The sequence below is a fragment of the Mycobacterium dioxanotrophicus genome, assembly GCF_002157835.1.
Classification (GTDB): domain Bacteria; phylum Actinomycetota; class Actinomycetes; order Mycobacteriales; family Mycobacteriaceae; genus Mycobacterium; species Mycobacterium dioxanotrophicus.
Window position 1 is genome coordinate 3,649,978 of the sequence record NZ_CP020809.1, and the last position, 26,276, is coordinate 3,676,253.

Here is a 26,276-nt window from a genome sequence, read left to right on the forward strand (position 1 = left end):
TCCGTGTCCTCGCCATCAAACGTCGGAGCGTTGCATGGCAATCTGCTGACCGCGCTCGGTACCGGCATCGTGTCCGGTGAACTCGCTGCGGGCCAGGTTCTGACCCTTGAAGGGGTCAGCGCCCGGCACGGGGTCTCGCGCAGTGTCGCGCGTGAGGCCATGCGAGTGCTGGAGTCGATGGGCATGATCGCGTCACGACGTCGCGTCGGCATCACCATCCAGCCGTCGGCCAACTGGAACGTCTTCGACCCCAGGCTGATCCGGTGGCGCCTGGAGGCCGGCGACCGGGCCGCCCAGTTGGTGTCCCTGTCGGAACTGCGCCGCGGATTCGAACCGGCCGCCGCGGCCCTGGCGGCCCGCCGAGCCAATCCCGATCACTGCCGTATCTTGGCCGCAGCGGTATCCGACATGGTGGTGCACGGACGGTCCGGCGACCTCGACGCATACCTGTTGGCGGACAAGGTGTTTCACCGGACGCTGCTGGAAGCCAGCGGCAACGAGATGTTCCGGGCGCTCAACGACGTGGTGGCCGAGGTGCTGACCGGCCGCACCCACCACGGGCTGATGCCGGTGCAGCCCAACCCCGCCGCGATCGAGCTGCACGACGAGGTGGCCCGCGCGATCCGGCTGCGCGACGAACAGGGTGCCGAACGGGCGATGCGGGCCATCATCGACGAAGCGGTCACCGCAGTCGATCATGACGACAAGCCCGGTGATTAACTGACGGCATGGGTCGCACACCGTCACTGGCACGCCGCTTCTTCGAACGTTTCGAGCTGGTACACGGGGTCACCTACTTCGCACCGGAATGCCGCTCGGCCCTCGATGGACTCGGCTACCGCGGATTCTGGATGGGCTACATGGCCGCACGTTCGGCACCGTTGGGCCAGGTACCTGCCGACGTGGTGGCCGCGATGTTCTACAACTTCACGACGGCCCGGGTCGCCAAGGCCCTGCCCGCAGCGTGGCAGATCGCCGATCCCGCAGCAGCTCTGGCCGCCCGCCTCGACTCTGCCGTGGCGGCGCTCCGGCGGTCGGGTGTCATCGACGACGAAGCGACCCGCACCGCCGCTGATCTCGCGGCCAAGGCAGCCCGCACCGCGCCGCTGGACGGCCGGCCGCTCTACGCGGCCAACCGGGCACTGGACTGGCCCGACGATCCCATCGCGCAACTGTGGCAGGCCGTCACACTGCTGCGCGAACAGCGCGGCGACGCCCACGTCGCGATCCTGCTCGGCGAGGGCATCACCGGGCGGCAGTCCAACGTGCTGCACGCCGCTGCTGGGCGCACGCCCAGGGAAATGCTCATGCGCAGCCGCGATTACGACGACGAACAGTGGGAGCACTACAGCGACGAACTGCGGGCGCGCGGGTTGCTCGACGGGTCAGGCGAACTCACCGAGGCGGGCCGCCGGCTCAAACAGGCGATCGAGGACCGCACCGACGCCGCGGCGCTCAGCGCGCTCGACGGCCTCACCGACGCGGAGGTCGAGACCCTGTTCCAGACGCTGACCCCGATCACCCGGCAGGTGGTGGCCGCAGGCGACGTGCCGGCCGCGACGCCGATGGGGCTGCGCCGCGACGATCTCACCGACGGCAGCGCACATCTGGGCTGAGGGTCAGCGCGGGCCGTACATGATCAGCCCGACACCGCCGAGGCATATCAGTGCCCCGATGACATCCCAGCGGTCCGGGCGGAAACCGTCGGCGATGACGCCCCAGATCAACGAGCCGGCGATGAACACGCCGCCGTAGGCAGCCAGAACTCGCCCGAAGTGAGAGTCGGGTTGGAACGCCGCCACGAATCCGTAGGCGCCCAACGACACCGCACCCGCGCCGATCCACAACCAGCCCCGATGCTCACGCAGGCCCTGCCACACCAACCAGGCACCGCCGATCTCGAGCAGCGCGGCCAGCACGAACAGAGCGATCGACTTGAGGACCATCAGGCCACACCGAGGTAAGCCGCCCGAACGGCGTCGTCGGCCAACAGTTCTCGGGCAGGGCCGGTGCGGGTGACGTTGCCGGTTTCGAGAATGTAGGCCCGGTCCGATCGACTCAGGGCCTGTTGGGCGTTCTGTTCCACCAGCAAGACCGTAGTGCCCTGGTTGTTGATCTCGGAAATGATGCGGAAGATCTGCGAGATCACCATGGGCGCCAAACCCATCGACGGCTCGTCGAGCAACAGCACGCGGGGTCGTGCCATCAACGCCCGGCCGATCGCGAGCATCTGCTGCTCCCCTCCCGACAAGGTGCCGCCCACTTGGCTGCGCCGCTCGGCGAGCCTCGGGAAGGTCTCCAGCACCCAGTCCAGCCGCTCGTCGTGCTCGGATTTGGTGGCGAACTTCCTTCCATAGCAGCCCATTTCGAGGTTCTCCAGCACCGACATGCCTGGGAAGACCCCGCGGCCCTCCGGTGCCTGGATCAGGCCGCTCGCGACTCGCAGATGCGCCTTGACGCGAGAGATGTCCTGGCCCTCGAACCACACCGAACCCGACGTCAGAGCCCGCAGACCCGAGATCGCGCGCATCGTCGTCGTCTTGCCTGCGCCATTGGAACCCAGCAGCGTCACGAGCTCACCCTCGTGCACCACCAGTGAAACCCCGTGCAGTGCCTGGATCCTGCCGTAGTGCACGACGGCGTCGCGAACCTCGAGCAGGACCGGGCGGTCGCCGGTGTCAGCCGAGCTCGTCATCGGGCACCCCCAGATATGCGGCAATCACCTTCGGGTCCTCGCGGATTTCCGAGGGGAGTCCGTCGGCGATCTTGCGGCCGAATTCCAGCACGACGATGCGGTCGGTGACTCCCATCACCAGACGCATGTCGTGTTCGATCAGCAGCACGGTGTAGCCGTCGTCACGGATCTTGCGGATCAACTCGATGAGAGCGGCTTTTTCACTCGGGTTGAAGCCCGCAGCCGGTTCGTCGAGGCAGAGCAGCTTCGGCTCCGTCGCGAGTGCGCGGGCGATCTCCAGCCGACGCTGATCGCCGTACGGCAGGTTCTTGGCCTTCTCCTCGCCGCGATGGGCGATCCCGACGAAATGCAGGAGTGCGGCGGCGCGTTCGATGGCGGAGCGCTCTTCGCGACGGTGCCGCGGCGTCCGGATCAGCGCGCCTGGCACCGAGGTGCGGTGCCGCGCGTCGGTGCCGACCACCACGTTCTCCAGCGCCGTCATCTCGCCGAACAGCCGGATGTTCTGGAACGTGCGGGCGATCCCCCGCCGCGTGATCTGGTGCCGTTTGATGCGGCCCAACGGGGCGCCGTCGAACAGCACCGAACCCGAACTCGGCCGGTACACCCCGGTGATGGCGTTGAAGCAGGTGGTCTTGCCTGCGCCGTTGGGTCCGATGAGGCCGAGGATCTCACCGCGCCGGATGTCGAAGGTGACGTTGTCCAACGCCACCAGTCCACCGAACTTGACCGTCAGATCCTTAGTCTGCAGCAGTACTTCGCCTTCGGCGGCGTTGATCTCCCGGTGGACCCCGGCCAGCTCCTCGATGATTTCCGTCGTCCCGGAAGTGTCCTCGGTCATGGCGCCGGCCTTTCCGCCGGGCCGGAACGCAACAATCGCCGTGCCGCGCCGCCGTAGGTGAGCAGGAACTGGCGGGCCGGGAACAGGCCCTGCGGCCGGAAGATCATCAAGATCACCAGGGCCAGCCCGAAGAACAGGTACTTCAGGTCGCCGAGGTTGATCCCGAACAATTCGACACCCAGAAGCCGGTTGGGCAGATACACGATGATGAACGCGCCGAAGATCACGCCGAGTTTGTTGCCTTGACCACCGAGCACGACCGCACACAAGAACAGCATTGAGTTGATGATGTTGAAGGTCGGTGGCGCGACGAACTGCACCTGCCCGGCGTACAACGCGCCGGACAGTCCACCGATCGCCGCTCCGATGATGAACGCCCACAGTTTGAAGCGGAAGGTGTTGACGCCCATCACCTCCGCGGCGTCTTCGTCCTCGCGGATCGCCACCCAGGCGCGGCCCACCCGGCTGCGCTCGAGGTTGCCCACGATCAGCAGGATCACCACGATCAACAGCAGGCTCAGCCAGAACCACCAGGTGCCGTAGTTGTCCTTGCCGAGCGAGTTGCCGTGCGAGAACACACCGTTCGGCGGTTCCTGAGCCTCGCGGAAACGTGGGTAGGCGAGCTCGTTGAGACCACGTGGCCCGTTGGTCACCCCCGCCAGATTGTCGGCCAGCAGCCGGATGATCTCGCCGAAACCGAGAGTGACGATGGCAAGATAATCCCCGCGCAGCCGCAGTGTCGGGATGCCCAGCACCAGGCCGGCCATGGCGGTGACGGCCATCGCCAGTGGCACACAGGCCAGCCAGGCCCAGTGGGTGCCGAGCAATCCGTTGGGCCCGGCCTGGTTCCACGGGCTGGCAGGGCTCGTCAACAAAGCCACCGTGTACGCGCCTACCGCGTAGAACCCGACATACCCGAGATCGAGCAGGCCGGCTTGGCCGACAACGACATTGAGGCCGATCGCGATGATGGCGACCATCGCGAACTGGGCCATGGTGCCGCCGAAGCTGACGCCCGGTGTGTCGAGGATCTGCGGAGGATTCAGCGGCAACAACGCCAAAAGCGCGAACACCGGTATGCCGAAAACCCATTTCAGCTGGCGTGGCAGGGCTGACCAGCCGTCGCGGATGGCATCGCCCGGCGCCAGCAGGGCCGAGCCGATCGGCCGCCGTTCGGATTCGTGCCCGTTCGTCATGCCCGCGCCTTTCCGAGGCTCTCCCCCAGGATGCCGGTGGGCCGGAACAACAACACCAGAACCAGCAGAACGAACGCGACGACGTCACGCCACTGGGTACCCAGCACCGCCTGCCCGTAGTTCTCGATGATTCCCAGCAGCAGGCCGCCGAGCAGCGCACCGCGCAGATTGCCGATGCCACCGAGCACGGCCGCCGAGAATGCCTTGATGCCGAGGACGAAGCCGCCCCAGTAGACGATGCCCTGCGGCACTTTCAGCGTGTACAGCAGTGCCGCGGCCCCCGCCAGCAGACCACCGATGAGAAACGTCGTCATGATGATCCGTTCCCGCGACACGCCCATCAGTGTCGCCGTGGTCGGGTCCTGGGCCACCGCCCGGATCCCGCGACCGAACTTGGTCCGGTTGATGGCGATGTCGGTGAGCACCGCGAGGATCACCGCGGCGACGATGACCACGACCGTGACGTTCGAAACGCTCGAGTTGAACACGTGGAACTGAGTCTTGGGCTGTACCAGGATGATCGGCGGCTGGGCGTTGCTGCCGCCGTAGCCTTTCAGGAATTGCGGCAGCACGAAGTGCACCACTTCCTGCAGCACGAACGACATGCCGATCGCGGTGATGAGGAAGGTCAGCGGCCGCGCGTTGCGTTTGCGCAACGGCCGGTAGGCGACCAACTCCAGGCCCACCGCCGCCGAGCCTGACACCAGCATCGCGAAGATCATCGCGATGCCCAGGTACATCACCGTCAATCCGACGCCCACGTTGTAGGCGTTGCCGTTGGCGGTGAAACCGAGGATCACGTCCAGACAGAAGTAGGCACCGAACATGCCGAGCATGAAGATCTCGGAGTGCGCGAAGTTGATCAGCCGCAGCACACCGAAAACCAGGGTGTACCCCACTGCCACCAACGCATAGATCGCACCCCACGCCAGGCCGTCGATCGTGAGCTGCCAGAACCCGTGCAGCAGGTTCTCGACGTTGAAGTTGATGTCGGCGGCGGCGCACACATAGCCACTGACGCAATCCGGGGTCATCCGGGCGCGGCTCCTCTTCGCTTGGCGTTACCAACGAAGAACGCGTCCGGAACTGGTTGTTCCGGACGCGTTTCCGTCGTCAAACCGTCACTGAACCTTGTACACCCAGATGAGGGTGTTGGTGAGCTCACCGGTGTCGGTCCACTGGTACTGGCGGGCCACGCCAGGTGCGTTGTAGGCCTTCACGTACTCCAGCAGCCCGGCCCGATCCTTGATACCCGAGTCGATGCCTTTGAGCAGGATGGTGGCCAGGTCATAGCCCTCGGTGCTGTACGTGCCGGGTTCCTGGTTGAACTTGGCGGTGTACTCCTTGGCGAACGCCGGAGGCGCCGGGCTGCACGGGCAGCTCAGGATCGCGTCCTTGGAGGCCTCGCCGGCCTGCTTGACGAACTCCGGGTCCTTGGTGCCGTCGGCGCTGACGAATGTCGCGGTGACGCCCGCGTCGCGCAGCTGCTGGACGAACGGTGCTGCCTGCGAGTAGTAGCCGCTGTAGAAGATGGAATCCGGGGCCACACCCTTGATCTGGGTCACTGCGGCCGAGAGATCTTTGTCCTCTTTCTTCACCGAGATGTTGCAGCCCGAGTCGGCCACCGGCCCAAGGGTTTCGCGCACCACGGTGGCAAGGCCGATGCCGTAGGCGGACTGGTCGTCGACGACGCAGACCTTCTTGTTGCCCAGAGTGTTCTTCAGGTAGTTGGCGACCGCGGTGCCCTGGCTGCCGTCGTTGCCGAGGCCGCGGAAGAACGTGCGCCAGCCGTTCTTGCTGAGATCGACGCGGGTCGCCGATGCGGTGGTGGCAACCAGGCCGGCCTGGTTGAACAGGCCGCCGGTGGCGTCGGTCTCACCGGAGAACGCGGGCCCGATCAGCCCGATGATCTCCTGGGTGTCCACGATGCGTGGTGCGACGCCGTTGGCCTTGTTGGGATCGCCCTCGGTGTCGAACTTCTCCAGCGTCACCTGGCAGCCCGGGTTGGCCGCATTGTGCTTGTCGACCGCCAACTGCGCACCGTTGAGGATGTTGATGCCCAGTGCGGCATCGGGGCCCGTCAGCGCGCCCATCATCGCGAGCTTCAGGGGCGGGCAGGTGGCCTTGCCGTCACCGGCCGGATCCGCCGCCGCTGCCGTGTCGGGTGGCTTGATCTGCGCACCGTTTTCGTCGATCGGGAACTGCTCGACGATCTTCAGACTGGTTTGGGATGCCTGCTGCTCGGGCGCCGACTGCTTCTGGCAGGCCGCCATGCCGAGCACCATGAGCCCCGCACTACCGAGAACCAACGCTTTTCGTGCAATGCCACCGCGCACGTTCACCTCCGGGTCAGTGTTGTCAGCGGCGCCGACGACCATGCCGACCAGGCAGGCGCCGATGCTTCGGGGTAGAACATAGCCAAAGCATGGCCGTGGTGCGGGATGTTGACTGATGCCGGTCGCGTCGACTCTGGCCGAATGCGATTGTCGGCAACATCAGAAACCCACAATTAACACCGCTACCCTTCGTCGGCGGCAGCCTCCGTGGGTTCGTCGAGCGACTCCAACACCACCTCTGCGACCCGCTTCATGGTGGTCCGACGGTCCATCGCGGCCCGCTGGATCCACTTGAACGCCTCGGGTTCGGTCATCTGGTGCTTGCTCTGCAGCAGGCCCTTCGCCCGCTCGACCAGCTTGCGCGTCTCCAACCGGTCCGACAGGCTCGCCACCTCGGTTTCCAGCGCCGTGATCTCACCGAACCGGCTGACCGCCACCTCGATGGCCGGGATGAGGTCGGTGACGTTGAACGGCTTCACCAGATACGCCATGGCCCCTGCGTCGCGGGCCCGCTCGACCAACTCACGCTGACTGAACGCAGTGAGCACCACGATCGGGGCGATGCGCTTACTGGCGATCTCGGCTGCCGCGTCGATCCCGTCGCGGCGCGGCATCTTGACGTCCATGATCACCAGGTCAGGGCGCAGCTTCTCGGCCAGATCGACCGCCTCCTGCCCGTCGCCGGCCTCACCGACCACGTCATAGCCCTCCTCTCGCAGCATCTCTGCGAGGTCGAGGCGGATGAGCGCCTCGTCCTCGGCGATGAGTACGCGGTGGGGCTTGGCGGCGTGAGTCGGTGACCCGGTCATGGAGATATTGTGTCGTGGCAGCCGCCGATGAGCGACTGCGGGGCCATCATCTATGGTGGTAGGCCGCAGCACCCAACGCAGCGATGCCCTCGTATCCCAACTGGCAGAGGAAACGGATTCAAAACCCGTCCAGTGTGAGTTCGAATCTCACCGAGGGCACCAGAAAATGCCAGGTCAATCGACCTGGCATTTGTCGTACGGACCGGCGTTACGTCACATGCCGGGACGCCACGGGCCGTTGCCGTGCCAGTGCCATTGATCGCGTGGCTCGCCGTCGTAGTACCAGTCGTCGTGGCAGCGCCCGAAGTCCCAGTTGAAGCCCCATTCGGGGTGCCAGAACTCACCGGGGCACCAGTGGTAGTCGGGCGGGGGTGCCATCGGCTCGGCTTGTGCCACGGCCCCGCCGAGTCCCGCGAGTCCGATCGCGGTGGCAAACATTGCCGTGGTTGCCGCAATTCGTGTTTTGGTCATCATGTGGCGAGCCAAGCACCCCACCCCTGCGCGCCACTGTCAAAACACTTCGAGTCCGCTGGCGTTGTTCGGTCACAGCCTGAGAAGGTATGGCGCACAGCCATTTCCAAGGTGCTCGGGTGGAGGTGAAAACCTACCCGCCGTTACGGCAGGAACCGGGCGATCTGCTGCTCCGGCAGGGTGCGTGCCGCGCGCGCCTGGCGGAAGCCGACCGCGCCGCCGGCGGCGGTGAGCAACACCATCCCGGCAAGGCCCGGCAGCACGGCGAAGATGAGATCTGTGGTGCTCGACGCACGTAGGTAGTCGGCGTAGCCGATGCGGAACGTCTCGGGGATCGCGGGGATCGTCGGCGCGGCGTGCTTCGGGGACTGCGCGCTGGGCGCGGTCACGTGAGGTGCACTCGGCGCGGGCGGCGGGGCCGCTGGTGCGCCACCGCCGCCGGACGGGGCGGGCGGGGCGACCTCCGGCAGGGGTGGCAGCGGGAGCACGATCATCGGCGGTGGGACTACCACCGGGACCGGCGCGGCGACCACGGGGGCCGACGGCGAGGCGATCGACGGGGACTGAGCTTCGGGGGCGGTGTGGGCAGGTGCCGAAGGCGCCTCGGCCGGTGCGGCGTGAATGACGATTTGCCGACTACTCGGGGCAGTCGGCACCGGCGCCAGGTTCGGAGCCCGGCCGATGCGCCCGCTGGTGGATGCTCCGCCGCCACCGCCACCGCCACCGGCTGACGGGATGCTCGCCTGAGCCTCAGGGACGCCTACCGATGTTTCCGAGATGCTCACGCCTGTGCTCAAGGTCGACGGCGTGTTCGCTGACTGTGCCGCCCGATTCGTAGTGCTCTCGGTGGTCCCCGCAGACTTCTGACCTGAGGATTCACCACCCACGCCGATCCTGTGTTTGCCGGTCTGACCAGGCTTGCCGGTTTTCTGGTTATCGCGCTGGCCGGGCCGCCCGGTCTTGGCGGGGCCACTGTTCTGCTTACCGTTGGCGCCGGCGCGGTGGCTGGAGCTTTTCTTGTTGTCTTTGTGGTGACCGAAGATGCCGAGGACATCGACGCCGACGCCGAGTAGATCAGCCGATGCGACCGCGGTGCCCGAGACGCCGGGCCCGGCGACCATGGCGCCGCAGGCGATGGCCGCACTGACCGCTGTATTCCGTACCCACACCCGGTCCACGTTCACACTCCCCCAGAGGTTCCCGACAGCGACGTCGCACTGGACAGTATTCCATTCTGACACATCGATACCGTGGAGGAGAGTTTGCTGTGATCAGGTCGAGGCGACCGCTCCGATGAGCGGCGGGCGTACCTATTGCCGCGGAGGCGGGTCGGTGAAGACGTTCGACCGCATCACCGGACTTTCGATGAAGACATGCCACTTCTTCACCATCCATCGGAAGGCGTTCCACGACTCGAACACTCGTTGGTAGTCGGCGCTCTTGGCGCTCTCACGGACGTGGATGCCCTCCATCACGGCGAAGGCGGTGCGCATCATGTCGATGGGAAACTCGCGCAGCTGCGTCCCGCCCTTGACCAGGTCCGTCAACGCGTTGCCGTTCTTCGCGTCATACTCGGCGACCACTCGCTGGTTGGCTTCCCATGCCGCGGATTCGACGATCTGCTGATACTCGGCGGGCAGGTCGTGGAAGGCCTTCTTGTTGACGATGAAATCCAGCTGATCGCCGATCTGCCACCAGCCCGGTGAGTAGTAGAACTTCGCCACCTTGTTCAGTCCGAGTTCGGCGTCGTCGAACGGGGCGACGAACTCCGCAGCGTCGAGTTGGCCGGACTTGATGGCGTCGGCCAGCTTGAGATACGGAACGTCGACCGGGGTGACGCCGAAGGTTTTCATGACCTCGGCCCCGATCCCACCAATGCGCATGCGCAGCCCTTTGAGATCGTCGGTGCTGTTGATCTCCTTGTTGAACCAGCCGCCCATCTGTGCGCCGGTATTGCCTGCGGGGAAATACACGATGCCGAACTGGTCGTAGAGTCCGCCGATGAGCTCCATTCCGCCGCCGAACCGCAGCCACGAGGCGTGTTCTGCCGCGGTCAACCCGAACGGCGCCCCGGATCCGAACGTCAGTCCGGCATTTTTGTCCGCGTAGTAGTCCGAGGAGCTGTGACCGCATTCGACGAAGCCCTTGCTGACCGCGGTCATCAGGTCGTCTTTGGTGTCGAGCTCGCCTTCGACATGCAGGTCGATGGTGAACCGGCCGCCGGTCATCGCCTTCACCCGATCGGCCACGAACTGGGCGCCGCCGTACATGATGCTCAGGTCCTTCGGCCAGCTCACCATCATGCGCCAGTGCACCTGGGGGCCGTCGACGCCCGAGGCCTTGCCCGAATCCGTTGTGGCACATGCGGTGGTGGCGCCGGCGAAGAGTGCGGTACCCGCCATTGCGGCCGGTACTCCGGCCAGCAGTCGGCGTCTGTCAATTGTCATGTCTGCTCCTGGTCGCGGAAACGTCTGGCGGGATTGTTTGTTGCTCAAGCGATTTCGTTCGCAGGCTGCTCGACCGTCGACTCGCCACGGCTGCGCCGGTCCCATTCGGCCAGGATCGCCGGCGCGGTCGGCTTGCTGGCGAGACTCCCGACCACGTACACCACCAGGCCCGAGGCCAGTCCGACGTAGATGGGCTCGTTGGCGAAGATGTCGGTGGAGACCATCGTGACCAGCGTGGCCAGTGTCCCGACGGCCATGGCCATGACGGCACCGACGTTGGTGCCGCGACGCCACACCAGTCCGCCGAGGATCGGTACGAGCAGGCCGCCCACGAGGATGTCGTAGGCCACCGTCAGGGCCGCGACCACGTCTTGCAGCACGCAGGCGATGATCACCATGACCACCCCGAACCCGGCCACGTAGAGGCGGTTGTTGCGGACGTGGTCGTGTTCACTGCCGGACTCGACATCGTGGTGCCGCAGCCGGGCCACGATGTCCTGGCTGAACACGGTGGCGGTGGCGATCAGTGCACCGCTGGAGGTCGACATCACCGCGGCCAGTGCAGCGGCGAGCACCAGACCGGCCAGCAGCGGATGCAACTGGGCCTCGACGATCCGGGCGAAGGCATCGTCACGGGCATCCAGCTTGGGCAGCAGCACGTGCGCAGCCATCCCGATCAATGCCCCGGCGGCGGCGTACAGCAGGCAGTAGACGCCGGCGGCCGTGCCCGCCCAGCGGGCCACGCCCGGGCTACGGGCGGTGAACACGCGCTGCCAGATGTCCTGGCCGATCAGCAGACCGAAGGTGTAGATGACGAAATAGGTCACGATGGTGCTGCCGCCGATGGCGGTCCACGACGTGGCGTCCGACGGCAGCTTCGCGATCATGCCGCTGAAACCGCCGGCGCGGATCACCACGATCGGCAGCAGGATGAAGAAGATGCCGATGGTCTTGATGATGAACTGCACGAAGTCGGTCAGGGTGATCGACCACATGCCGCCGAGTGTCGAGTAGAGGATCACGACGCTGCCGCCCAATATGATCGACGGGACCTTCGCCATGTCGAACAGTGCCCCGAAGATCGTGGCGTACGCGATGGTCGAGGTGACCGACAACATCAGGGTGTAGCCCCACATCACCAGACCGGACAGCACGCTCGATCCCGGCCCGTAGCGCAGCTCCAGCATCTGGCTGACGGTGTAGACCCGCAACCGTTGGATGCGGCCCGCGAACAGCAGGCTCAGCAGCAGGATGCCGACGCCGATGGCGACCACCAGCCACATGCCGGAAATGCCGTACTGGTAGCCGAGTCCGACACCACCGATGGTGGACGCTCCCCCGAGCACGATGGCGGCCATCGTCCCGGAATACAGGAAGGGCCCGAGCCGACGGCCGGCCACGAGGAAGTCGGATTGGGTCGTTGCCTTGCGTTTACCCCAGAAGCCGAATGCGATCATAGCGACGATGTAGATCGCAACAACTGCGACGTCCATGGCGGCGCTCCTTTCTATCTGTCAGGTCTGTAGGGCTGGACTCAGCGCAGGTCCAGGTGGATCAGGGTCGGCCCGTCGGCGCCCAGAGCGGCGCGCACCAGGTCGGTCACCTCGTCGGTGGATGTGGTGCGGATACCGTTGGCGCCCATGGCGATTGCCATGGCGGCCAGATCGGGCGTACGCAGGTCGACGCCGATCGGGGCGATGCCGCGGCTCGCCTGCTGCTCGCGGATCTCGCGGTAGCCGCCGTTGTCGACGACGACCACCGGCACCGGAAGCCGTTGTTCCACAAGGGTGATGAGTTCCTGGACGGAGAACATCAACGCACCGTCGCCGAGCAGCACGGCGACCGGCACGTCCGGTCGGGCGATCGATGCCCCAAGGCCGGCCGGCAGGCCGTAGCCCAGTGTGGCGTAGCCGGGCATGTAGCAGAACTGCCGCGGGCCGGGCACATCGAAGAAGTGCACCGAGCCGAAATACGTGACCTGCGAGCTGTCTCCGGTGAGGATCGCCTCGGCCGGTAATGCGGCCCGCACGGCGGCGTTGATCTCGACGTGGGGCCCGGCGTCGACGGTGGCCTCGGAAACACACTCGGCGCGCAGTACCGCGGCCCGCGCAGATCCGTCGGTCGCCGGCCGGTCGGGCAGCGATGCCGCCAGCGCGGCCAGTGTCGTGGCTGCATCGCCCAGCAGCGCGATATCAGCGGGGCAGTTCTTGTCGAGCTGGCCGGGTTCGATATCGCACCGGATCACCACCTTGCCCCGGATCTGCCCTTCCCACAGGTCGGAATCGCCGAGCTCGGTCCCGATGAGCAGCAGGGCGTCGCTTTCGGCGGCGGCGTTCTGCACGGTCCGCAGCCGCACCGACGCGCCGACCGAAAGCGGATGTGCTTCGGAGACAGCGCCTTTGCCGTTGACGGTGGTGGCGACGGGAGCGCCGAGCAGTTCGGCCAGTGCGGTGAGCTCGCGCTGCGCGTCGACGGCTCCTCCCCCGGCGATGATGAGCGGCGCCTCCGCAGCGGCCAACGCGGCGGCGGCACGTCGCACCGTCTCCGGATCAGCCTGCGGCGCAACCAGTTTCACGCATTGACGAGCGCGTCCCGACCAGGGGGACTCCAGTACGTCGATCGGGATCTCGATGTGCACCGGACGCGGCCTGCGGCCGGTGAAGCTGCCGAACGCCTCGGTCACCGCCTCGGCGGCCTCGTCGGCGCTGCGCACCCGACGGCTCCAGCGCACCAGTTCGTTCATCGCCCCGCTGATGTTCTTGGCCTCGTGGAGCTGACCGAGATCGCGTCCTTCGGCGCCGGTCGGCATGCCCGAGGACAACACCAGCATCGGCTGAGACTCGGCGTAGGCGGTGGCGGCCGCGGTCATGGCGTTGGTCAACCCGGGGCCGCTGGTGGCGACCACGACGCCCGGCCGGCCCGAGACGCGGGCGTAGGCCTCGGCGGCGTAGCCCGCGCCCTGCTCGTGGCGGGGTGTCACGGCGCGGATTCCGGCATCGCGGAGGTGGCGGTAGATCTCCAGGTTGTGAGTGCCCGGGATCCCGAAGATGGTGTCGACACCATGCACGGCAAGGGTTTCCACGACGGCGGCGCCGCCGTTACGGTAGTCGGTCATATCAAGCACCCGTGTTGGTGGCCAATACCGACATCAGCTCGTATGCGACATGCGCCGCGGCGATACCGGTGATTTCCGCGTGGTCGTAGGCGGGGGCGACCTCCACGATGTCGGCGCCGACGACGTTGAGGCCCACCAGGTTTCGCAAGCAATGCAGCAGCTCACGGCTGGTCATGCCACCGGCCTCAGGAGTGCCGGTGCCCGGTGCGTGGGCGGGATCGAGCACGTCGATGTCGACCGAGACGTAGACCGGTGCCTCACCCAGACGCGCCCGCATCCGTTCGATTACGGCCGCCAGACCGTCGATCTGGAAATCGTCGGATCCGAGCACCTGGAATCCGAGTACCTTGTCGTCGGCCAGGTCGGTCGAGGCGTAGAGCGGCCCGCGGGTGCCCACGTGCAGGCAGTGTTCCTTGTCGAGCAGGCCCTCTTCGCTGGCCCGCCGGAACGGGGTTCCGTGGGTGTACGGCGCGCCGAAGTAGGTGTCCCAGGTGTCGAGATGGGCGTCGAAGTGCAGGACCGCGATCGGACCGTGGTCGCGGTGCAGGGATCGCAGCAACGGCAGCGCGATGGTGTGGTCACCGCCGAGGGTGATGAGTTTCGTGCCACCCTCCCGCAGTTGGTCGGAGGCGTATTCGATCGTGGAGATGGCCTCGTTGAGATCGAATGGGTTCACGGCGATGTCGCCGGCGTCGGCCACCTGCTGCGCGGCGAACGGCTCCACGTCGAGGCGGGGGTGGTAGGGCCGCAGCAGCTTGGACGAGGCGCGGATGTGGCCTGGGCCGAACCGCGCACCCGGGCGGTAGGAGACCCCGGAGTCGAACGGGACACCGACCACGGCGACATCGGTGTGCGGCACCTCGTCGGTGCGGGGCAGCCGCGCGAACGTGGCGGGACCGGCGTACCGCGGCACCTTGGTGGCGTCGACGGGTCCGACCGGTGTGCTGTGAGGTGTCTGCTGGGTCATAGCTACACCATGGACGAGAGGCACATCACAGCGATATCGACATATGGGCGAAAATCGCCCGATCGTGTTCGACAATCTGTCCATGCTGTCGATAGCCGAGCTGCTCGCCGATCCCGATCTGCGCCTGAGTCTCGTCGCAGGTCAGGACGCGGTCCAGGACAGTGAGATCGAAGCCGCGGCGGTCTCGGAACTGGCCCGCCCCGGTCCGTGGCTGCAGGGCGGTGAGCTGTTGCTGACCATCGGACTGCTGCTGCCCGGCGACTTCGACGGGTGCCGCGACTATCTCGCCGACCTCAAGGCCGCGGGAGTCCGTGCCGTCGCGCTGGGGCTCGGTGGCGATCTCCCCCATCAATGCGCGCCGCGCCGCCTGATCGACGCCGCCGATGAGGTGGGATTGCCGTTGTTGACCGTGCCCGACCCTGTGCCGTTCATCGCGGTCACCAAGGCGGTGTTCGCGCACCGGGCGCGAGCCGAACGGCGCGAACTGGAATGGGCTTTGCAGACCCAGCGGGCCCTCACCGCCGCTGCCGTCAGCCCCGGCGGGCTGCTCGGCATCCTGGCCGCGCACCGCACCGCGACCGGACGTACCGGGGTGGTGATCGATCTGCTCGGCCGGGTCTTGGCTGAATCCGACCCCGGCGGCGACGAGCTCTCGGTCGCCCTGGCGGATCAGCTGACCGCGGTACGCGACCACGGTCTCGCCGCCGCGGCCGTCGACATCAGCGGCGGCCGCAGGCGCGAACTGCACGGTCTGGGCGCCCGCAGGCTGCGCGCCTGGCTGCTGCTCGACAGCCCGGCGGAAATGCCTGTGGCCCAACAGATCACCGGCGACCTGGTGTCGCTGCTGTCGCTGGAGATCGAACGTCGTCATGGGCTGGACTCCGGCCAGCGCCGTGGACGCGCCCAGGTGCTGGATCGTCTCGCTCGGGCCACCGTCGACGACGTGGTGGCCGCGCGGTGGCTGACGGCGGTGGGCGTACCCGACGTGGATCTGCGGGCCGCGGCGGTGGCGGCCCCTCAGGACGCCGACGATCTGGCGGCGGATCTGCTGATCACCCTGCCCGACGCGCTCGTGCGCGTCGTCGACGATGTCGTGGAGCTCGCGGTTCCGCGCGGCACGGACCTGCCCGGCGTGCTCGGCACCCTGGCCGGACACCGCGCTGCGGGCATCGGGATCGGGGTGAGGCCCGGCGCTCTGGCAGTGTCGCTGCGGCAGGCGCGCTCGGCGCTGGCCGCCAGCCGGGTGAACGGCAGGCACATGCCCGCCGAGGACATCGCCAGCAGCCGGCTGCTGCTCACCGCCGTCGGAGCTGAGCCGCTGAGCGCCTTCGCCGACGCGGTGCTGGGCCCACTCGATGCGGCCGACCGCTCGGCCGAGCTGTTGCACAGCTTGACGGTGTTTCTGGAGAACAACGGGCAGTGGGCACCGGCGGCCGCGGCCCTGCAGGTGCACCGACACACGATGCGCAATCGCGTCGACGCCATCGAACGGCTCACCGGTCGCAGGCTCGACTCCGTGCACGATCGGCACGAGTTGTGGCTGGCGCTGCGGGCCCGGGACGCTGCGCGAATGTCGACCGACTGACCGGTCGCCGAAGATACCCTCTCAATGTGGCGGTCAGCGAGTTCCGGCGCTCGGTTTGCATGCCCGAGCTGGTGTTGAGCGGCCAGCTGCCCGCCCGCACCGCCCACTACGCGGAGAGTCTGTCCAGCCGGCTGCGCGTGCTGACCATCGCGACCTGGATCGCCGCTTCGGTGTCAGGCTTTTTCGGCTTGTTCCAGCTCGTCGTCGGCGGGGCCATCTGGCGCGTCGGGTTTCTCAATCTCGTGTTCGCGGCGCTGTTCGTGCTGGTGCCGCTGCTGTACCGGTTCGGCGAGCTGATCGCACCGTTGAGCTTCTTCGTCATCGCCTACGTCTCGGTGTCGCTGATGTGTTACCAGGTCGGCACGGGATCAGGTCTGCAGCTGTACTTCCTGGTGTCGGCCTCGTTGGTGGTCCTGGTCCTGGGTATCGAGCGCATCGGTCTGGCTGCTGTGCTGGTCGGGTTGGGGGTGATCGCGTCGATTGCGCTGGCGTTCGTGGCCCCGGTCGACCGCGGCCTGGGCCCGTCGTGGACGCTGCGGTTCGGCTTCGTCGTGACGACCGTGTCGGCGACCGTGATGGTCTTCGCGACGGTGTGGTTGGCGTTGCGGGAGAACGCCCGCGCCGAGGCCGCGATGGAGGCCGAATACCAGCGCTCCGAGCAACTACTCGCCAACATCCTGCCTGCGACGGTCGCCGCACGTCTGAAGGACCCGGCCCGCACCATCATCGCCGACAAGTACGACGACGCGTCGATTCTGTTCGCCGACATCGCCGGTTACACCAGCCGGGCCAGCGACACCGCACCCGCGGACCTGGTGCGTTTCCTCGATCGGCTCTACACCGATCTCGACGCGCTCGTCGACAAGCACGATCTGGAGAAGGTGAAGACCAGCGGGGACTCGTACATGGTGGTATCCGGTGTGCCCAAGCCGCGCACCGACCATGTCGAGGCGTTGGCCTGCTTTGCCCTCGACATGGCCGATGCCGTCGCCGATCTCAAGGATCCTCAGGGCCGAGCGGTACCGCTACGCATCGGGCTCGCCTCCGGTCCCGTCGTGGCCGGCGTGGTGGGCGCCCGCAAGTTCTTCTACGACGTGTGGGGCGACGCCGTCAACGTCGCCTCCCGCATGGAGACCACCGACGTCGCCGGCCGAATCCAGGTGCCGCAGAACGTCTATGAGCGCATCAGCGACCGCTTCGTGCTCGAAGAACGCGGCGAGGTCAACATCAAGGGCAAGGGCGTGATGCGGACCTGGTACCTGGTCGGCCGCCGCGACGACGAAGGTCGTGCGGCCGTCGAGACCGGTTAGACCTTGCCGTTCTCCGACTTGATCAACCAGGCCAGCTTTTCCAGCCCGTCGATGAGCTGATGCAGGATGTCCGCGGTGCTCGGGTCCTCGGCGTCGACCGCGTCGTGCACGCTGCGCATGGTGTCGACCACGGCGTAGATGCGGGTGGTGACGAGGTCGACCACCTCGGTCGTATTTCGTTCGTAGGCAGGGAATTCCGGCACCGTGGTCGTCGCGGACACGCTGTCGGAGCGGCCGTCGGGGACGGCGTCCAGTGCGCGCATCCGTTCGGCGATGGTGTCGCTGCCGGTGCGGGCGAAATCGACCAGTTCGTCCAGTTGCAGGTGCAGGTCGCGGAAGTTGGTGCCGACGACGTTCCAGTGCGCCTGCTTGCCTTGCAGTCCGAGTTCGATCAGGTCGACGAGCACCTGCTGAAGATGGGTGCTCAGTTGCGGTGTGGCGTGGAAACCTTGGATCTCTGTTTCGATTCGACGTGTACTCATGCCAGGTCCAACGATGCCTTTTTTGTAATCAATCCAAAATAGACGAGGAGTGGCCGGGATCACACCTGCGGTTCGGTCAACTGGTCGCCGTTCTTGTCCTGCTGACTGAGTAGGCGGGCGTATCCGGCCCCCATCCCCAGCAGCGCCAGCCCGACCACGATGAACACCGCGACCCGGAAGATGCCGTCGAGGGTGCCCAGGTCGAAGAGGAACAGCTTGGCCATCGCGGCGGCCACCAGCGCGAGACCACCCACGATCGGCAGCGACCGCTGGGCCTTGGGCAAGCGCGCGGCGTAGTACAACAACCCGGCGGCGATCATGATCCAGCAGATGGTCGCGATCATGTGCCCGCCGAAGAATCCTGCGCCGGCACCGCCTACGAGCACCCCGACGGTCACCGTGAACGTCGTCACCGCATAACCGATCACCGCCGCCGCGGCCACCCACAGCAGGCGAACCGTGTCGTCGTACGCAGGTCGGCTGCCGGTCCACGACCACACGATCGTCGCTGCGGCGGCGATGGCCAGGATGCTCGAGGTCAGCACCGACACTGCGACTCCCGCGCGGAGTTCGGTTGCCTGCGTAAGGGTTTCCGGCGGCGCGTAGCTCAGGAAATAGCCGCCGCCGACCACCGCGAACCCGATAGCCGCCCACCTGCCGACGTCACTGCGTCGCGCAACCACGGCAACGGCGATCGCCATCGCGAGTAGCACCGGGCCGGCTACCGTGCCGTCGAACGCCACGGTGACCGCGATGAGGGCGGCAACTGCCGACAGCGCCGACCACAGCTGCCGCACCACGGTCGTCACGCCGGGCATCCGATCGCCGATCGCGGTGACTGCCACCAGGGCCGCGGCCAACGCGCCGATCATCAGCGCAGCCACCACTCGATCCGTCGCGGCCGAAACGCACAGCAGTGGAACGGTTCCCGCCGCCGTCGTGAGCGCCATGGCGGCCTTGTTGGTGGTCCAGCGCAGCAATACCACCCCGGCGCCCACGGCCAGCACCGCAGCCACCGCGCACGCCGACGCCAACCGCAGATCCTCCGATGTCGCTGCTGCCAACGCGAACAGCAGCGGTGCCGTGGCCGCCGCGACCCGCGCCACATGCACCGTCATCCAGTCCCGCCCCCACTGCACGGGCAGCGTCGCCGCTGACAAGGCCAGCATGAATCCGATCAGCAGTAGTGTGACGCCGTCGGTGACGACCGGGGCCAGGATGGTCAACGGCACGAGAACCAGCAGGCCGAGTTGTTCGGAGTCCCAGAGTCGAGCCAGCACCAGCCCGCCACCGCCGATGACCGCCGCGATGGCGAGCCCGACCGGCGCGGCAACCCAGTGATAGATCGCCGTCACGGCGATCACGTCGATGTAGGCGGCCGCGATCCCGGTCGCGGCCAGCGCGATCGCGCCGGTGCGCCCGCCGGGCCGCGACTGTTGCCACCAGGAGACCGCGACCAGACCCGCCGCCAGCGCAGCGCCCGCCGCGACGCGGAACTCGGGCCGCAGGATGCCGGCCTGTGCGGCCAGCACCACCAGCAACACGACGCCGACCAGCGTCACGGCCACACCGGCGACCGCGAGCACCTTGCCGATCCAGCCTTCGGACCGTTCGGTGCGCGGCGGCGGTGTCGGTGCGGCGGCCGGAGGCGCAACCGCGACGGGCGGGGTCACCTGCGGGACCGCCGGGTACGGGCCCGCTGCCCAGTACGGAGCAACCGGCGCCGCGACAGGCGCAGGGGCCTGGTGTGTCAGCAGCCGGTCCAGTTCCGCCAGGTCGGCCGCGACCCTTCCCGTGTAGGCGTTGATCGCAGCGATGTCCGAGGCCAGCCGGGAGATGAGGGCACGGTGCGGTTCGGTCATGCCTGTCATCGTGACAGCGAACCAGGGTCACCGGATGAGTAGGACTACTCGTCGAGTCCGTGTTCGATGGCGTAGCGGGCCAACTCGACCCGGTTGGCCACCTGCAGTTTGCGGAATGTGGCCTGGACGTGATTCTCCACGGTCCGGTGGCTCAGCGACAGTCGGGTGGCAATCTGTTTGGCGGACAAGCCTTTCGCCACATAGCGCAGCACCTCGGTCTCCCGTTCGGTGAGGCTCGGTGTGGCGGCGTCGCGGTCAGGGCGCGCCGCCATGCGTCGGTACTCGCCCAGTACCAAGCCGGCCAGACCCGGTGTGAACACGGCCCGGCCCTGCGCGGTCGCCCGAACAGCTTCGCCCAGTTCGGCTTTCGATGCGCTCTTGACCAGATAGCCGGTGGCCCCGGCCTTGACCGCCTCGAGTACGTCGTCACGCTCGTCTGACGCCGACAACACCAGGACCTTGGTGTCCGGGGACACCGCCAGCACCTCGGCGGTGGCTTGCGCGCCGGTGCCGTCGGTCAACCGCATGTCCATCACCACCACGTCGGGCCGGACCACCGCGGCGCGGCGGCGAGCGGCGGCGACGCCGTCGGCCGTTGCCACCACCTCGAATCCGTCGTCGGCAAGATCGCGCGCCACCGCGTCCCGCCAGATCGGATGGTCGTCGACCACCATCACCTTCGGTGCGGACTCCCCCATCACTGTCCCCCTCCTGTGCGCGGCACCGTCAGCTCCCATTCCGTCCCGGCGCCCGGTGCGGTGGTCAGCTCGGCGCTGCCGCCAAGCCAGTCCATCCGTCCCACAATAGATTTCGATACACCGAGCCGACCCTGCCGGGCCGCCTCGGCCAGCCTGCCGTCGGCAATGCCCACCCCGTCGTCGCGGATGCTCACCGTCACGCTGTCCCCCAGATCCTCGAGGAGGACGAACGCCCGAGCATCCGGCCCGGCGTGTGCGGCCACGTTGTCGAGCGCATTGCCGGCCGCTGCGAACAACTCCCGGGCCACGGCGTCCTCCAGCAACACGGGCTCGGCTGGCAGGCTGACCGAAACCCGGTCACTGGCGCGGCTCCGCAGCAGCGCGCCGACGTCGGTCAAGGTCCCGCCCGCAACCTCGGCGTCCGGTGCGCTGACCAGGCGGCGCAACGCCCGCTCCTGCTCCCCCGCCAATTCGGCCAGTTTTGCTGTCTCGCCCCCGATTTCGCGGCCGCGCCGGGAGACCAGGGCCAGCACCTGGATGGCCCCGTCGTGCACGGTGCGGGACAGCCGCTCGCGCTCCTCCAAGGCGGCCGCCAGCCGCACTGCCCGCTCCAACTCGGCGTGGGCTCGGCGAGCGGTCTGGGCCGCCATACCGACCGCCAGACCCACGGCCACCTCGATGACGATTGTGGCGTTGCGGCCAAGGTTCGGGCTGACATACCCCTTGAGCGTCGCCGCCGCCGCCATGACCGCGAGTCCGGCCGCCATACCGCCGACCGGGCCGAACTGCAGGGCCGCGGAGATCGTGGCGTTGGTGGCCCACAGTGTGGTGGGCCAGGATTGGTTGTCGGCCACCCAGTGATCGGACGCGACGAACGCCGTCGACAGCATGAGCACCAGCACGATCACGATCTCGGCGATCACCCAGGCCGGCCGCCGCCCGAACCCTTTGAGGTAGGCGACCGCGCACGCGACGCTCCAGAGCATCAGCACGGAGAACAGTAGCCAGGCCAGCATCGGACGCATCAGATCGTCGTTGATCGCGATCTGGAAGCCCAGCGCGTAAATGCAACTGAGCAGCCGGAACCCCTGCGCCGCCCGCCACAGCGGGGCGACCGGATCCGAACGGCGCTGCACCTGCTCAGCATAAGGTCGCCGACGGCACCACTACGGCAACATCTCGGCGTGACTACGGTCCGACCGCGACCGGACGGGTGGGGTCGGCAGCCCACTCCGACCAGGATCCGGGGAACAGTGCGGCGTCGACACCCGCGGCTGCCAAGGCCGCTACGGCCACCGCGGCGGTGACACCGGAGCCGCAGTACGCGCCGGCCTCGGTGCCTTCGGTGAGTCCCCGCTCAGCCAGCAGCCCCCGCAGGTCGGCGTCCGGCAGCAAGGTGCCGTTGGCGGCGAGAACGCGGGTGCTCGGCAGGTTGACGGCTCCCGGGATGTGCCCGGCGGCCGGGTCCATCGGTTCGACGTCGCCGCGGAAGCGCTCGGGTGCACGGGCATCGAGCAGGACGCCGCGGTGCGCGCCGGCCTCTTCGGCGGTGATGGTGCGACGGGCACCGTGGTACAGGTCGTCGTGCGCGACGATGACGTCGCCCGGCTCGGGCTGGACCGGGCCGCTCTGTAATGCCCCGCCCGCAGCCGTCCACGCCGCCAGGCCCCCGTCGAGGATCCGGACGTCGGGGATGCCTGCCGCGGTCAGCACCCACCACGCCCGGCCGGAACCGGCCCGGTTCCAGTCGTCGTACACCACAACGGGTACCCCGGAGCGCAGACCCCAGCGGCGGGCCGAGGCTTCCAGGCTCCGTCCGGACGGCAAAGGGTGCCTGCCGCGGCCGGCCACGCCGTGGTCGGACAACTCGTCATCCAGGGACACGTACACCGCCCCCGGCACGTGCCCGGCCAGATACGCCTCGGTGCCATCGGGCTCGGCCAGAGTCCACCGCACGTCCAGGACCGTGACGGGATCCCCGGTCTCGATCAGCTGCCGCAGTTCGGCGGCGGTGACGAAAACGTCTGCTCGTGCTGCACTCACTGCACCGAAACTACATCACCTTGGACAGAAACGCCTTCGTGCGTTCATGTTTCGGGTTGGCCATCACTTCACGGGGATTGCCGCTCTCCACGATCACGCCGCCGTCCATGAACACCAGCTTGTCGGCGACCTCACGGGCGAACCCCATCTCGTGCGTCACGACCACCATGGTCATCCCCTCACTGGCGAGGTTCTTCATCACCGCAAGCACCTCCCCGACGAGCTCGGGGTCCAACGCGGAGGTCGGCTCGTCGAAGAGCATCAGCTTGGGACTCATTGCCAACGCGCGCGCGATGGCCACCCGCTGCTGCTGACCGCCGGACAGCTGGGCCGGGTAGGCATCGGCCTTGGCGGACAATCCGACCTGACTGAGCAGATCCTTGGCCCGCTTCAGCGCTTCGTCCTTCTTGACCTTCTTGACGTGGACGGGGGCCTCGATGATGTTCTCCAGCACCGTGCGATGCGGGAACAGGTTGAAGTGCTGGAAGACCATCCCGACCTCGCGCCGTTGCTTGGCGGCCTCTTTGGGGCGCAGCTCATGCAGCTTGCCGCCGCGCTCGCGGTAGCCGACCAGTTCTCCGTCGACATAGAGCCTGCCGCCGTTGACCTGTTCCAGGTGGTTGATGCACCGCAGGAACGTCGACTTGCCCGAGCCCGAAGGCCCGACCATGCACAGCACCTCGCCGCGGCCGATGTCGAGGGTGACGCCCTTGAGGACGTGCAGCGCGCCGAAGTTCTTGCACACACTCTCGGCGCGGACCATGGGTTCGGTCATGGATGCGGCTCTCCCATCTGCGCCTTGGCCAGGGTCTCCAGTTGCTTGGACGTCAGCTTCCGGGATGCGCCCCTGGCGTAGTACCGCTCCAAGTAGTACTGCCCGACCATGAGCACACTCGTGACGGCCAGGTACCAGGTGGATGCCACCAACAGCAACGGGATCGGTTGGAACAGCGCAACACCGATGTCCTTGGACCGCCCGTACAACTCGAAGCTGTACGGCACCGCAGTCACCAGTGACGTGGTCTTGAGCATGCTGATGAACTCGTTGCCGGTCGGCGGGATGATGACCCGCATCGCCTGAGGCAGCACGGTGCGGCGCATCGTCATCCACCACGACATGCCGAGTGCGGTCGACGCCTCGGACTGCCCCTCCGGCACCGAACTGATGCCGGCGCGGATGATCTCCGCCATGTAGGCCGCCTCGTTGAGACCCAGGCCCAGGATCGCCAACATGAAGAAATTCGGTTCGCTGAGGCTGAATTTGAAGAAGGTCGGGCCGAACGGCACGCCCAGTTGGATGTTCTTGTAGATCACCGGGACCAAGCCCCAGAGCACCAACTGCACGTATACCGGTGTGCCGCGGAATATCCACAGATACAGCCAGGACACCGCTTTGAGCACCGGATTCGGCGACAGCCGCATCACCGCCAGGGCGACCCCGAGGATCAATGCCAGCACCATGGAGAAGATGGTGAGCTGCAGGGTGTTCCAGGCGGCCTGCGAAATCCGTTGGTCGAACAGGTATTTCCCGAAGGTATCCCACCGGTAGGCCTCGTTGGTGGCCGCGCCGTACGCGAACAGCGCCAGCCCGATGATGACGAGACCCGCCATCACCCACCGCCACGGATGCCTCAGCGGGACAGCATCAATGGCGGCAGGTGAGGTTTCCTCTTCGACAGCCGGAGGCGGCGATGCGTCTGCCATTCCCGCCTCAGCTGGTCGCGCCGTTGATGACCGGCTTGTCGATCAGTCCCTTCTCGGCGCCCCAGTTGGCGGCCACCTGCTTGTAGGCACCGGTCTGGATGAGGTGCTCGAGGGCCTTCTGCAGCGACTGGGCCAGCGGCGAGCCCTTGGGTACCACCCAGCCGTACGGCGCAGAATCGAAGATCTCACCGACCTGTTCGAGTTTGCCGTCGCTCTGTTTGATCGCGTAGGCCGTCACCGGGGAGTCGGCCGACATGGCGTCGGCCTGCCCGAGCAGCACCGCGTTGGTGGCTGCGGACTGGTCGTCGAACTTCAGTACGGCGATGGCGGGCTTGCCCTCCTTGGCGCACTTCGCATTGCGGGCGGGCATCTCGTTGGTGTCCTGCACCGTCGCCGTCTGCACCGCGACCCTCTTGCCGCACGCGTCGTCGGGGTTGATGCCCGCGCCGACCTTCTGCGCCCAGGCCGAGCCGGCCTGGAAGTAGGTGACGAAGTCGACCTGCTGTTCACGTTCCTTCGAGTCGGTGAACGACGACATGCCGACGTTGTAGCTGCCGCCCTGCACGGACGGAATGATCTTGTCGAACGCCGATGGCCGGTACTCCGGGGTCAGTCCGAGGGTGGCGGCGATGGCGTTCATCAGGTCGACATCGAACCCGATGATCTTGCCGTTGGGATCCTTGAACTCGTTCGGCGCGTACGTCGGATCGGTACCGACGATGAGCTTGCCGCTCGACTTGATGGGATCCGGCACGGTGTTGGCGATGGAGTCGACCTTCTCAGCCGTTGCCGCGGTGGTCGCCGTGCCTGACGTACCGCTGTCACTGTTATTCGCGCACCCCGAGAGCATCAGGGCGCCACTTGCCGCGATCACCCCTGCGACGCGCCACATTTTCCCCCGACGGACGTGACATCCAGCTTTCACAGTTGCCTCTTCTCTCTGCCTAGGGCCGTCTTCCGCCCTCATCAAACCGGAGACGTTAACGACCGCGGCCCCAGCCCGCACTGGGGGTAACCGAACATTAACGACCGCAGTACGACACCACAGCGGTACGGTAAAATCCGCGTCCGGCGTTATTTGTTGTGCCAAACTGCCAGCATGGAAACCACTGCTGCACCAAGCCTGTTGCCTCATCTGTGGAAGGCAACGCTGGCAACTGGCGTTCTCGCAGTCATTCTGGGCGTTCTGGTGTTCGTTCGCCCCGCCGCCGCAATCATCGTGACAGCGATCTTCTTCGGCGCATACCTCTTGGTTACCGGCATCTGGCAGGTCGTGCTCGCGCTCAGCCTGCGCTCCCCCGCCGGTAGCCGTGTACTGCTGTTCATCAGCGGTGCGGCGTCGCTCGTCCTCGCGGTGCTGTGTTTCGTCAACCTGGACAACTCGATCCAGTTGCTCGCCATCTGGATTGGTGTCGGCTTCATCTTCCGCGGTGTGGCGACGGCGATGTCGGCCATCGGTGATCAGTCTCTGCCCGGACGCATTTGGGAGATCATCGTCGGCGTCCTGAGCATCATCGCGGGCATCATCATGTTCGTCGCACCGGTCGAAGGCCTGGTCGCCGTCACGCAGGTGACCGGCATCATCCTGATCGTGCTCGGCATTGTCGAGGTCGTCTCGGCCTTCGGCATCCGTAGCGACGCCAAGAAATTGAAGGCCGCCTTCGCCTCGGAACCGCCCACGGTGACGTAACCCACCGTGCTGATGATCCCGGGACGCT

The 26,276-nt window shown here is 67.0% G+C and carries 26 protein-coding genes and 1 tRNA gene; 6 read left to right on the plus strand and 21 right to left on the minus strand.

From position 1 onward, the window contains the following. The first annotated feature begins 3 nt into the window (after positions 1-3). Together BTO20_RS17695 and BTO20_RS17700 are read left to right on the plus strand one after the other, a co-directional pair. Positions 4-720, plus strand: a complete 717-nt coding sequence (locus BTO20_RS17695) for a FadR/GntR family transcriptional regulator (RefSeq protein WP_087077620.1) — start codon at positions 4-6, stop codon at positions 718-720. Positions 721-728: 8 nt separating this feature from the next. Next, positions 729-1,616 (plus strand): SCO6745 family protein, encoded by an 888-nt coding sequence (locus tag BTO20_RS17700; protein WP_087077621.1) that lies wholly within the window; start codon positions 729-731, stop codon positions 1,614-1,616. Positions 1,617-1,619: 3 nt separating this feature from the next. Here the strand turns inward: BTO20_RS17700 and BTO20_RS17705 are convergent, their stop codons facing one another. From BTO20_RS17705 to BTO20_RS17735, 7 genes are all read right to left on the minus strand, one after another. Further along, the gene (locus tag BTO20_RS17705; RefSeq protein WP_087077622.1) at positions 1,620-1,946 is read right to left on the minus strand and encodes a YnfA family protein; all 327 of its coding nucleotides are present in this window, start codon (positions 1,944-1,946) and stop codon (positions 1,620-1,622) included. Continuing rightward, a complete protein-coding gene (locus BTO20_RS17710; RefSeq protein WP_087077623.1) occupies positions 1,946-2,695 on the minus strand; it encodes an ABC transporter ATP-binding protein in 750 nt (249 codons plus the stop codon). Before BTO20_RS17710 ends, BTO20_RS17705 begins: the two co-directional genes overlap by 1 nt. Then, positions 2,679-3,533, minus strand: coding sequence for an ABC transporter ATP-binding protein (locus tag BTO20_RS17715; protein WP_087077624.1), 855 nt, complete (start codon positions 3,531-3,533; stop codon positions 2,679-2,681). The genes BTO20_RS17710 and BTO20_RS17715 overlap by 17 nt, the downstream gene beginning before the upstream one ends. Continuing rightward, positions 3,530-4,729, minus strand: coding sequence for a branched-chain amino acid ABC transporter permease (locus BTO20_RS17720; RefSeq protein ID WP_087077625.1), 1,200 nt, complete (start codon positions 4,727-4,729; stop codon positions 3,530-3,532). The genes BTO20_RS17715 and BTO20_RS17720 overlap by 4 nt, the downstream gene beginning before the upstream one ends. Further along, entirely contained in the window at positions 4,726-5,763 is a 1,038-nt protein-coding gene (locus BTO20_RS17725) for a branched-chain amino acid ABC transporter permease (protein WP_087077626.1), read from the minus strand. The genes BTO20_RS17720 and BTO20_RS17725 overlap by 4 nt, the downstream gene beginning before the upstream one ends. Positions 5,764-5,850: 87 nt before the next feature. After that, positions 5,851-7,065 (minus strand): branched-chain amino acid ABC transporter substrate-binding protein, encoded by a 1,215-nt coding sequence (locus tag BTO20_RS17730; RefSeq protein ID WP_087082275.1) that lies wholly within the window; start codon positions 7,063-7,065, stop codon positions 5,851-5,853. A gap of 182 nt (positions 7,066-7,247) precedes the next feature. Further along, on the minus strand, positions 7,248-7,874 hold the full coding sequence (locus BTO20_RS17735) for an ANTAR domain-containing response regulator (RefSeq protein ID WP_087077627.1): 627 nt from the start codon (positions 7,872-7,874) through the stop codon (positions 7,248-7,250). Between the two features lie 85 nt (positions 7,875-7,959). Between BTO20_RS17735 and BTO20_RS17740 the strand changes: the two genes are divergently transcribed. Beyond that, positions 7,960-8,036: transfer RNA gene (locus BTO20_RS17740), tRNA-Leu, on the plus strand. A gap of 51 nt (positions 8,037-8,087) precedes the next feature. Here BTO20_RS17740 and BTO20_RS17745 read toward each other — a convergent pair. The 6 genes from BTO20_RS17745 to speB form a co-directional block, all read right to left on the minus strand. Beyond that, positions 8,088-8,348: a hypothetical protein gene (locus BTO20_RS17745; protein ID WP_087077628.1), complete on the minus strand. Its 261-nt coding sequence runs from the start codon at positions 8,346-8,348 to the stop codon at positions 8,088-8,090. A 140-nt stretch (positions 8,349-8,488) separates the two neighbouring features. Next, positions 8,489-9,523: a hypothetical protein gene (locus BTO20_RS17750; RefSeq protein ID WP_157680238.1), complete on the minus strand. Its 1,035-nt coding sequence runs from the start codon at positions 9,521-9,523 to the stop codon at positions 8,489-8,491. 132 nt (positions 9,524-9,655) lie between these two features. Beyond that, the gene (locus tag BTO20_RS17755) at positions 9,656-10,792 is read right to left on the minus strand and encodes a TRAP transporter substrate-binding protein (RefSeq protein ID WP_157680239.1); all 1,137 of its coding nucleotides are present in this window, start codon (positions 10,790-10,792) and stop codon (positions 9,656-9,658) included. Between the two features lie 44 nt (positions 10,793-10,836). Beyond that, a complete protein-coding gene (locus BTO20_RS17760) occupies positions 10,837-12,285 on the minus strand; it encodes a sodium:solute symporter (protein ID WP_087077631.1) in 1,449 nt (482 codons plus the stop codon). A 41-nt stretch (positions 12,286-12,326) separates the two neighbouring features. Continuing rightward, on the minus strand, positions 12,327-13,907 hold the full coding sequence (locus tag BTO20_RS17765) for a 5-guanidino-2-oxopentanoate decarboxylase (protein ID WP_087077632.1): 1,581 nt from the start codon (positions 13,905-13,907) through the stop codon (positions 12,327-12,329). A 1-nt stretch (position 13,908) separates the two neighbouring features. After that, the gene (gene speB, locus BTO20_RS17770; RefSeq protein WP_087077633.1) at positions 13,909-14,874 is read right to left on the minus strand and encodes an agmatinase; all 966 of its coding nucleotides are present in this window, start codon (positions 14,872-14,874) and stop codon (positions 13,909-13,911) included. 43 nt (positions 14,875-14,917) lie between these two features. Here speB and BTO20_RS17775 point away from each other — a divergent pair, with 43 nt between their 5' ends. Together BTO20_RS17775 and BTO20_RS17780 are read left to right on the plus strand one after the other, a co-directional pair. Continuing rightward, positions 14,918-16,459 carry a helix-turn-helix domain-containing protein gene (locus BTO20_RS17775; protein ID WP_087077634.1) on the plus strand — a complete coding sequence of 514 codons (1,542 nt, stop codon included), beginning with the start codon at positions 14,918-14,920 and terminating at the stop codon, positions 16,457-16,459. A 59-nt stretch (positions 16,460-16,518) separates the two neighbouring features. Beyond that, the gene (locus BTO20_RS17780; RefSeq protein WP_087082277.1) at positions 16,519-17,769 is read left to right on the plus strand and encodes an adenylate/guanylate cyclase domain-containing protein; all 1,251 of its coding nucleotides are present in this window, start codon (positions 16,519-16,521) and stop codon (positions 17,767-17,769) included. On the opposite strand, the gene BTO20_RS17785 is transcribed toward BTO20_RS17780, so the two are convergent. From BTO20_RS17785 to BTO20_RS17820, 8 genes are read right to left on the minus strand one after another with little or no spacing between them, the layout of a single operon-like run. Next, a complete protein-coding gene (locus tag BTO20_RS17785) occupies positions 17,766-18,251 on the minus strand; it encodes a Dps family protein (protein ID WP_087077635.1) in 486 nt (161 codons plus the stop codon). The two genes, BTO20_RS17780 and BTO20_RS17785, sit on opposite strands and share 4 nt — an antisense overlap. 59 nt (positions 18,252-18,310) lie before the next feature. After that, complete coding sequence (locus BTO20_RS17790) at positions 18,311-20,113, minus strand: DUF2339 domain-containing protein (RefSeq protein ID WP_087077636.1); 1,803 nt, start codon at positions 20,111-20,113, stop codon at positions 18,311-18,313. Between the two features lie 44 nt (positions 20,114-20,157). Beyond that, a complete protein-coding gene (locus tag BTO20_RS17795) occupies positions 20,158-20,811 on the minus strand; it encodes a response regulator (RefSeq protein ID WP_198344430.1) in 654 nt (217 codons plus the stop codon). After that, positions 20,811-21,947 (minus strand): MacS family sensor histidine kinase, encoded by a 1,137-nt coding sequence (gene macS / locus BTO20_RS17800; protein ID WP_087077638.1) that lies wholly within the window; start codon positions 21,945-21,947, stop codon positions 20,811-20,813. Before macS ends, BTO20_RS17795 begins: the two co-directional genes overlap by 1 nt. 52 nt (positions 21,948-21,999) lie before the next feature. After that, positions 22,000-22,854, minus strand: coding sequence for a sulfurtransferase (locus BTO20_RS17805; RefSeq protein WP_087077639.1), 855 nt, complete (start codon positions 22,852-22,854; stop codon positions 22,000-22,002). A gap of 10 nt (positions 22,855-22,864) precedes the next feature. Beyond that, positions 22,865-23,617, minus strand: a complete 753-nt coding sequence (locus BTO20_RS17810) for an amino acid ABC transporter ATP-binding protein (RefSeq protein ID WP_198344530.1) — start codon at positions 23,615-23,617, stop codon at positions 22,865-22,867. Positions 23,618-23,625: 8 nt separating this feature from the next. Beyond that, positions 23,626-24,558, minus strand: a complete 933-nt coding sequence (locus BTO20_RS17815) for an amino acid ABC transporter permease (RefSeq protein WP_083161102.1) — start codon at positions 24,556-24,558, stop codon at positions 23,626-23,628. Between the two features lie 7 nt (positions 24,559-24,565). Further along, positions 24,566-25,450 (minus strand): ABC transporter substrate-binding protein, encoded by an 885-nt coding sequence (locus BTO20_RS17820; RefSeq protein WP_087077641.1) that lies wholly within the window; start codon positions 25,448-25,450, stop codon positions 24,566-24,568. 207 nt (positions 25,451-25,657) lie between these two features. On the opposite strand from BTO20_RS17820, the gene BTO20_RS17825 reads away from it, so the two are divergent. Next, a complete protein-coding gene (locus BTO20_RS17825; RefSeq protein WP_087077642.1) occupies positions 25,658-26,248 on the plus strand; it encodes an HdeD family acid-resistance protein in 591 nt (196 codons plus the stop codon). The last annotated feature ends 28 nt before the right edge of the window (positions 26,249-26,276 follow it).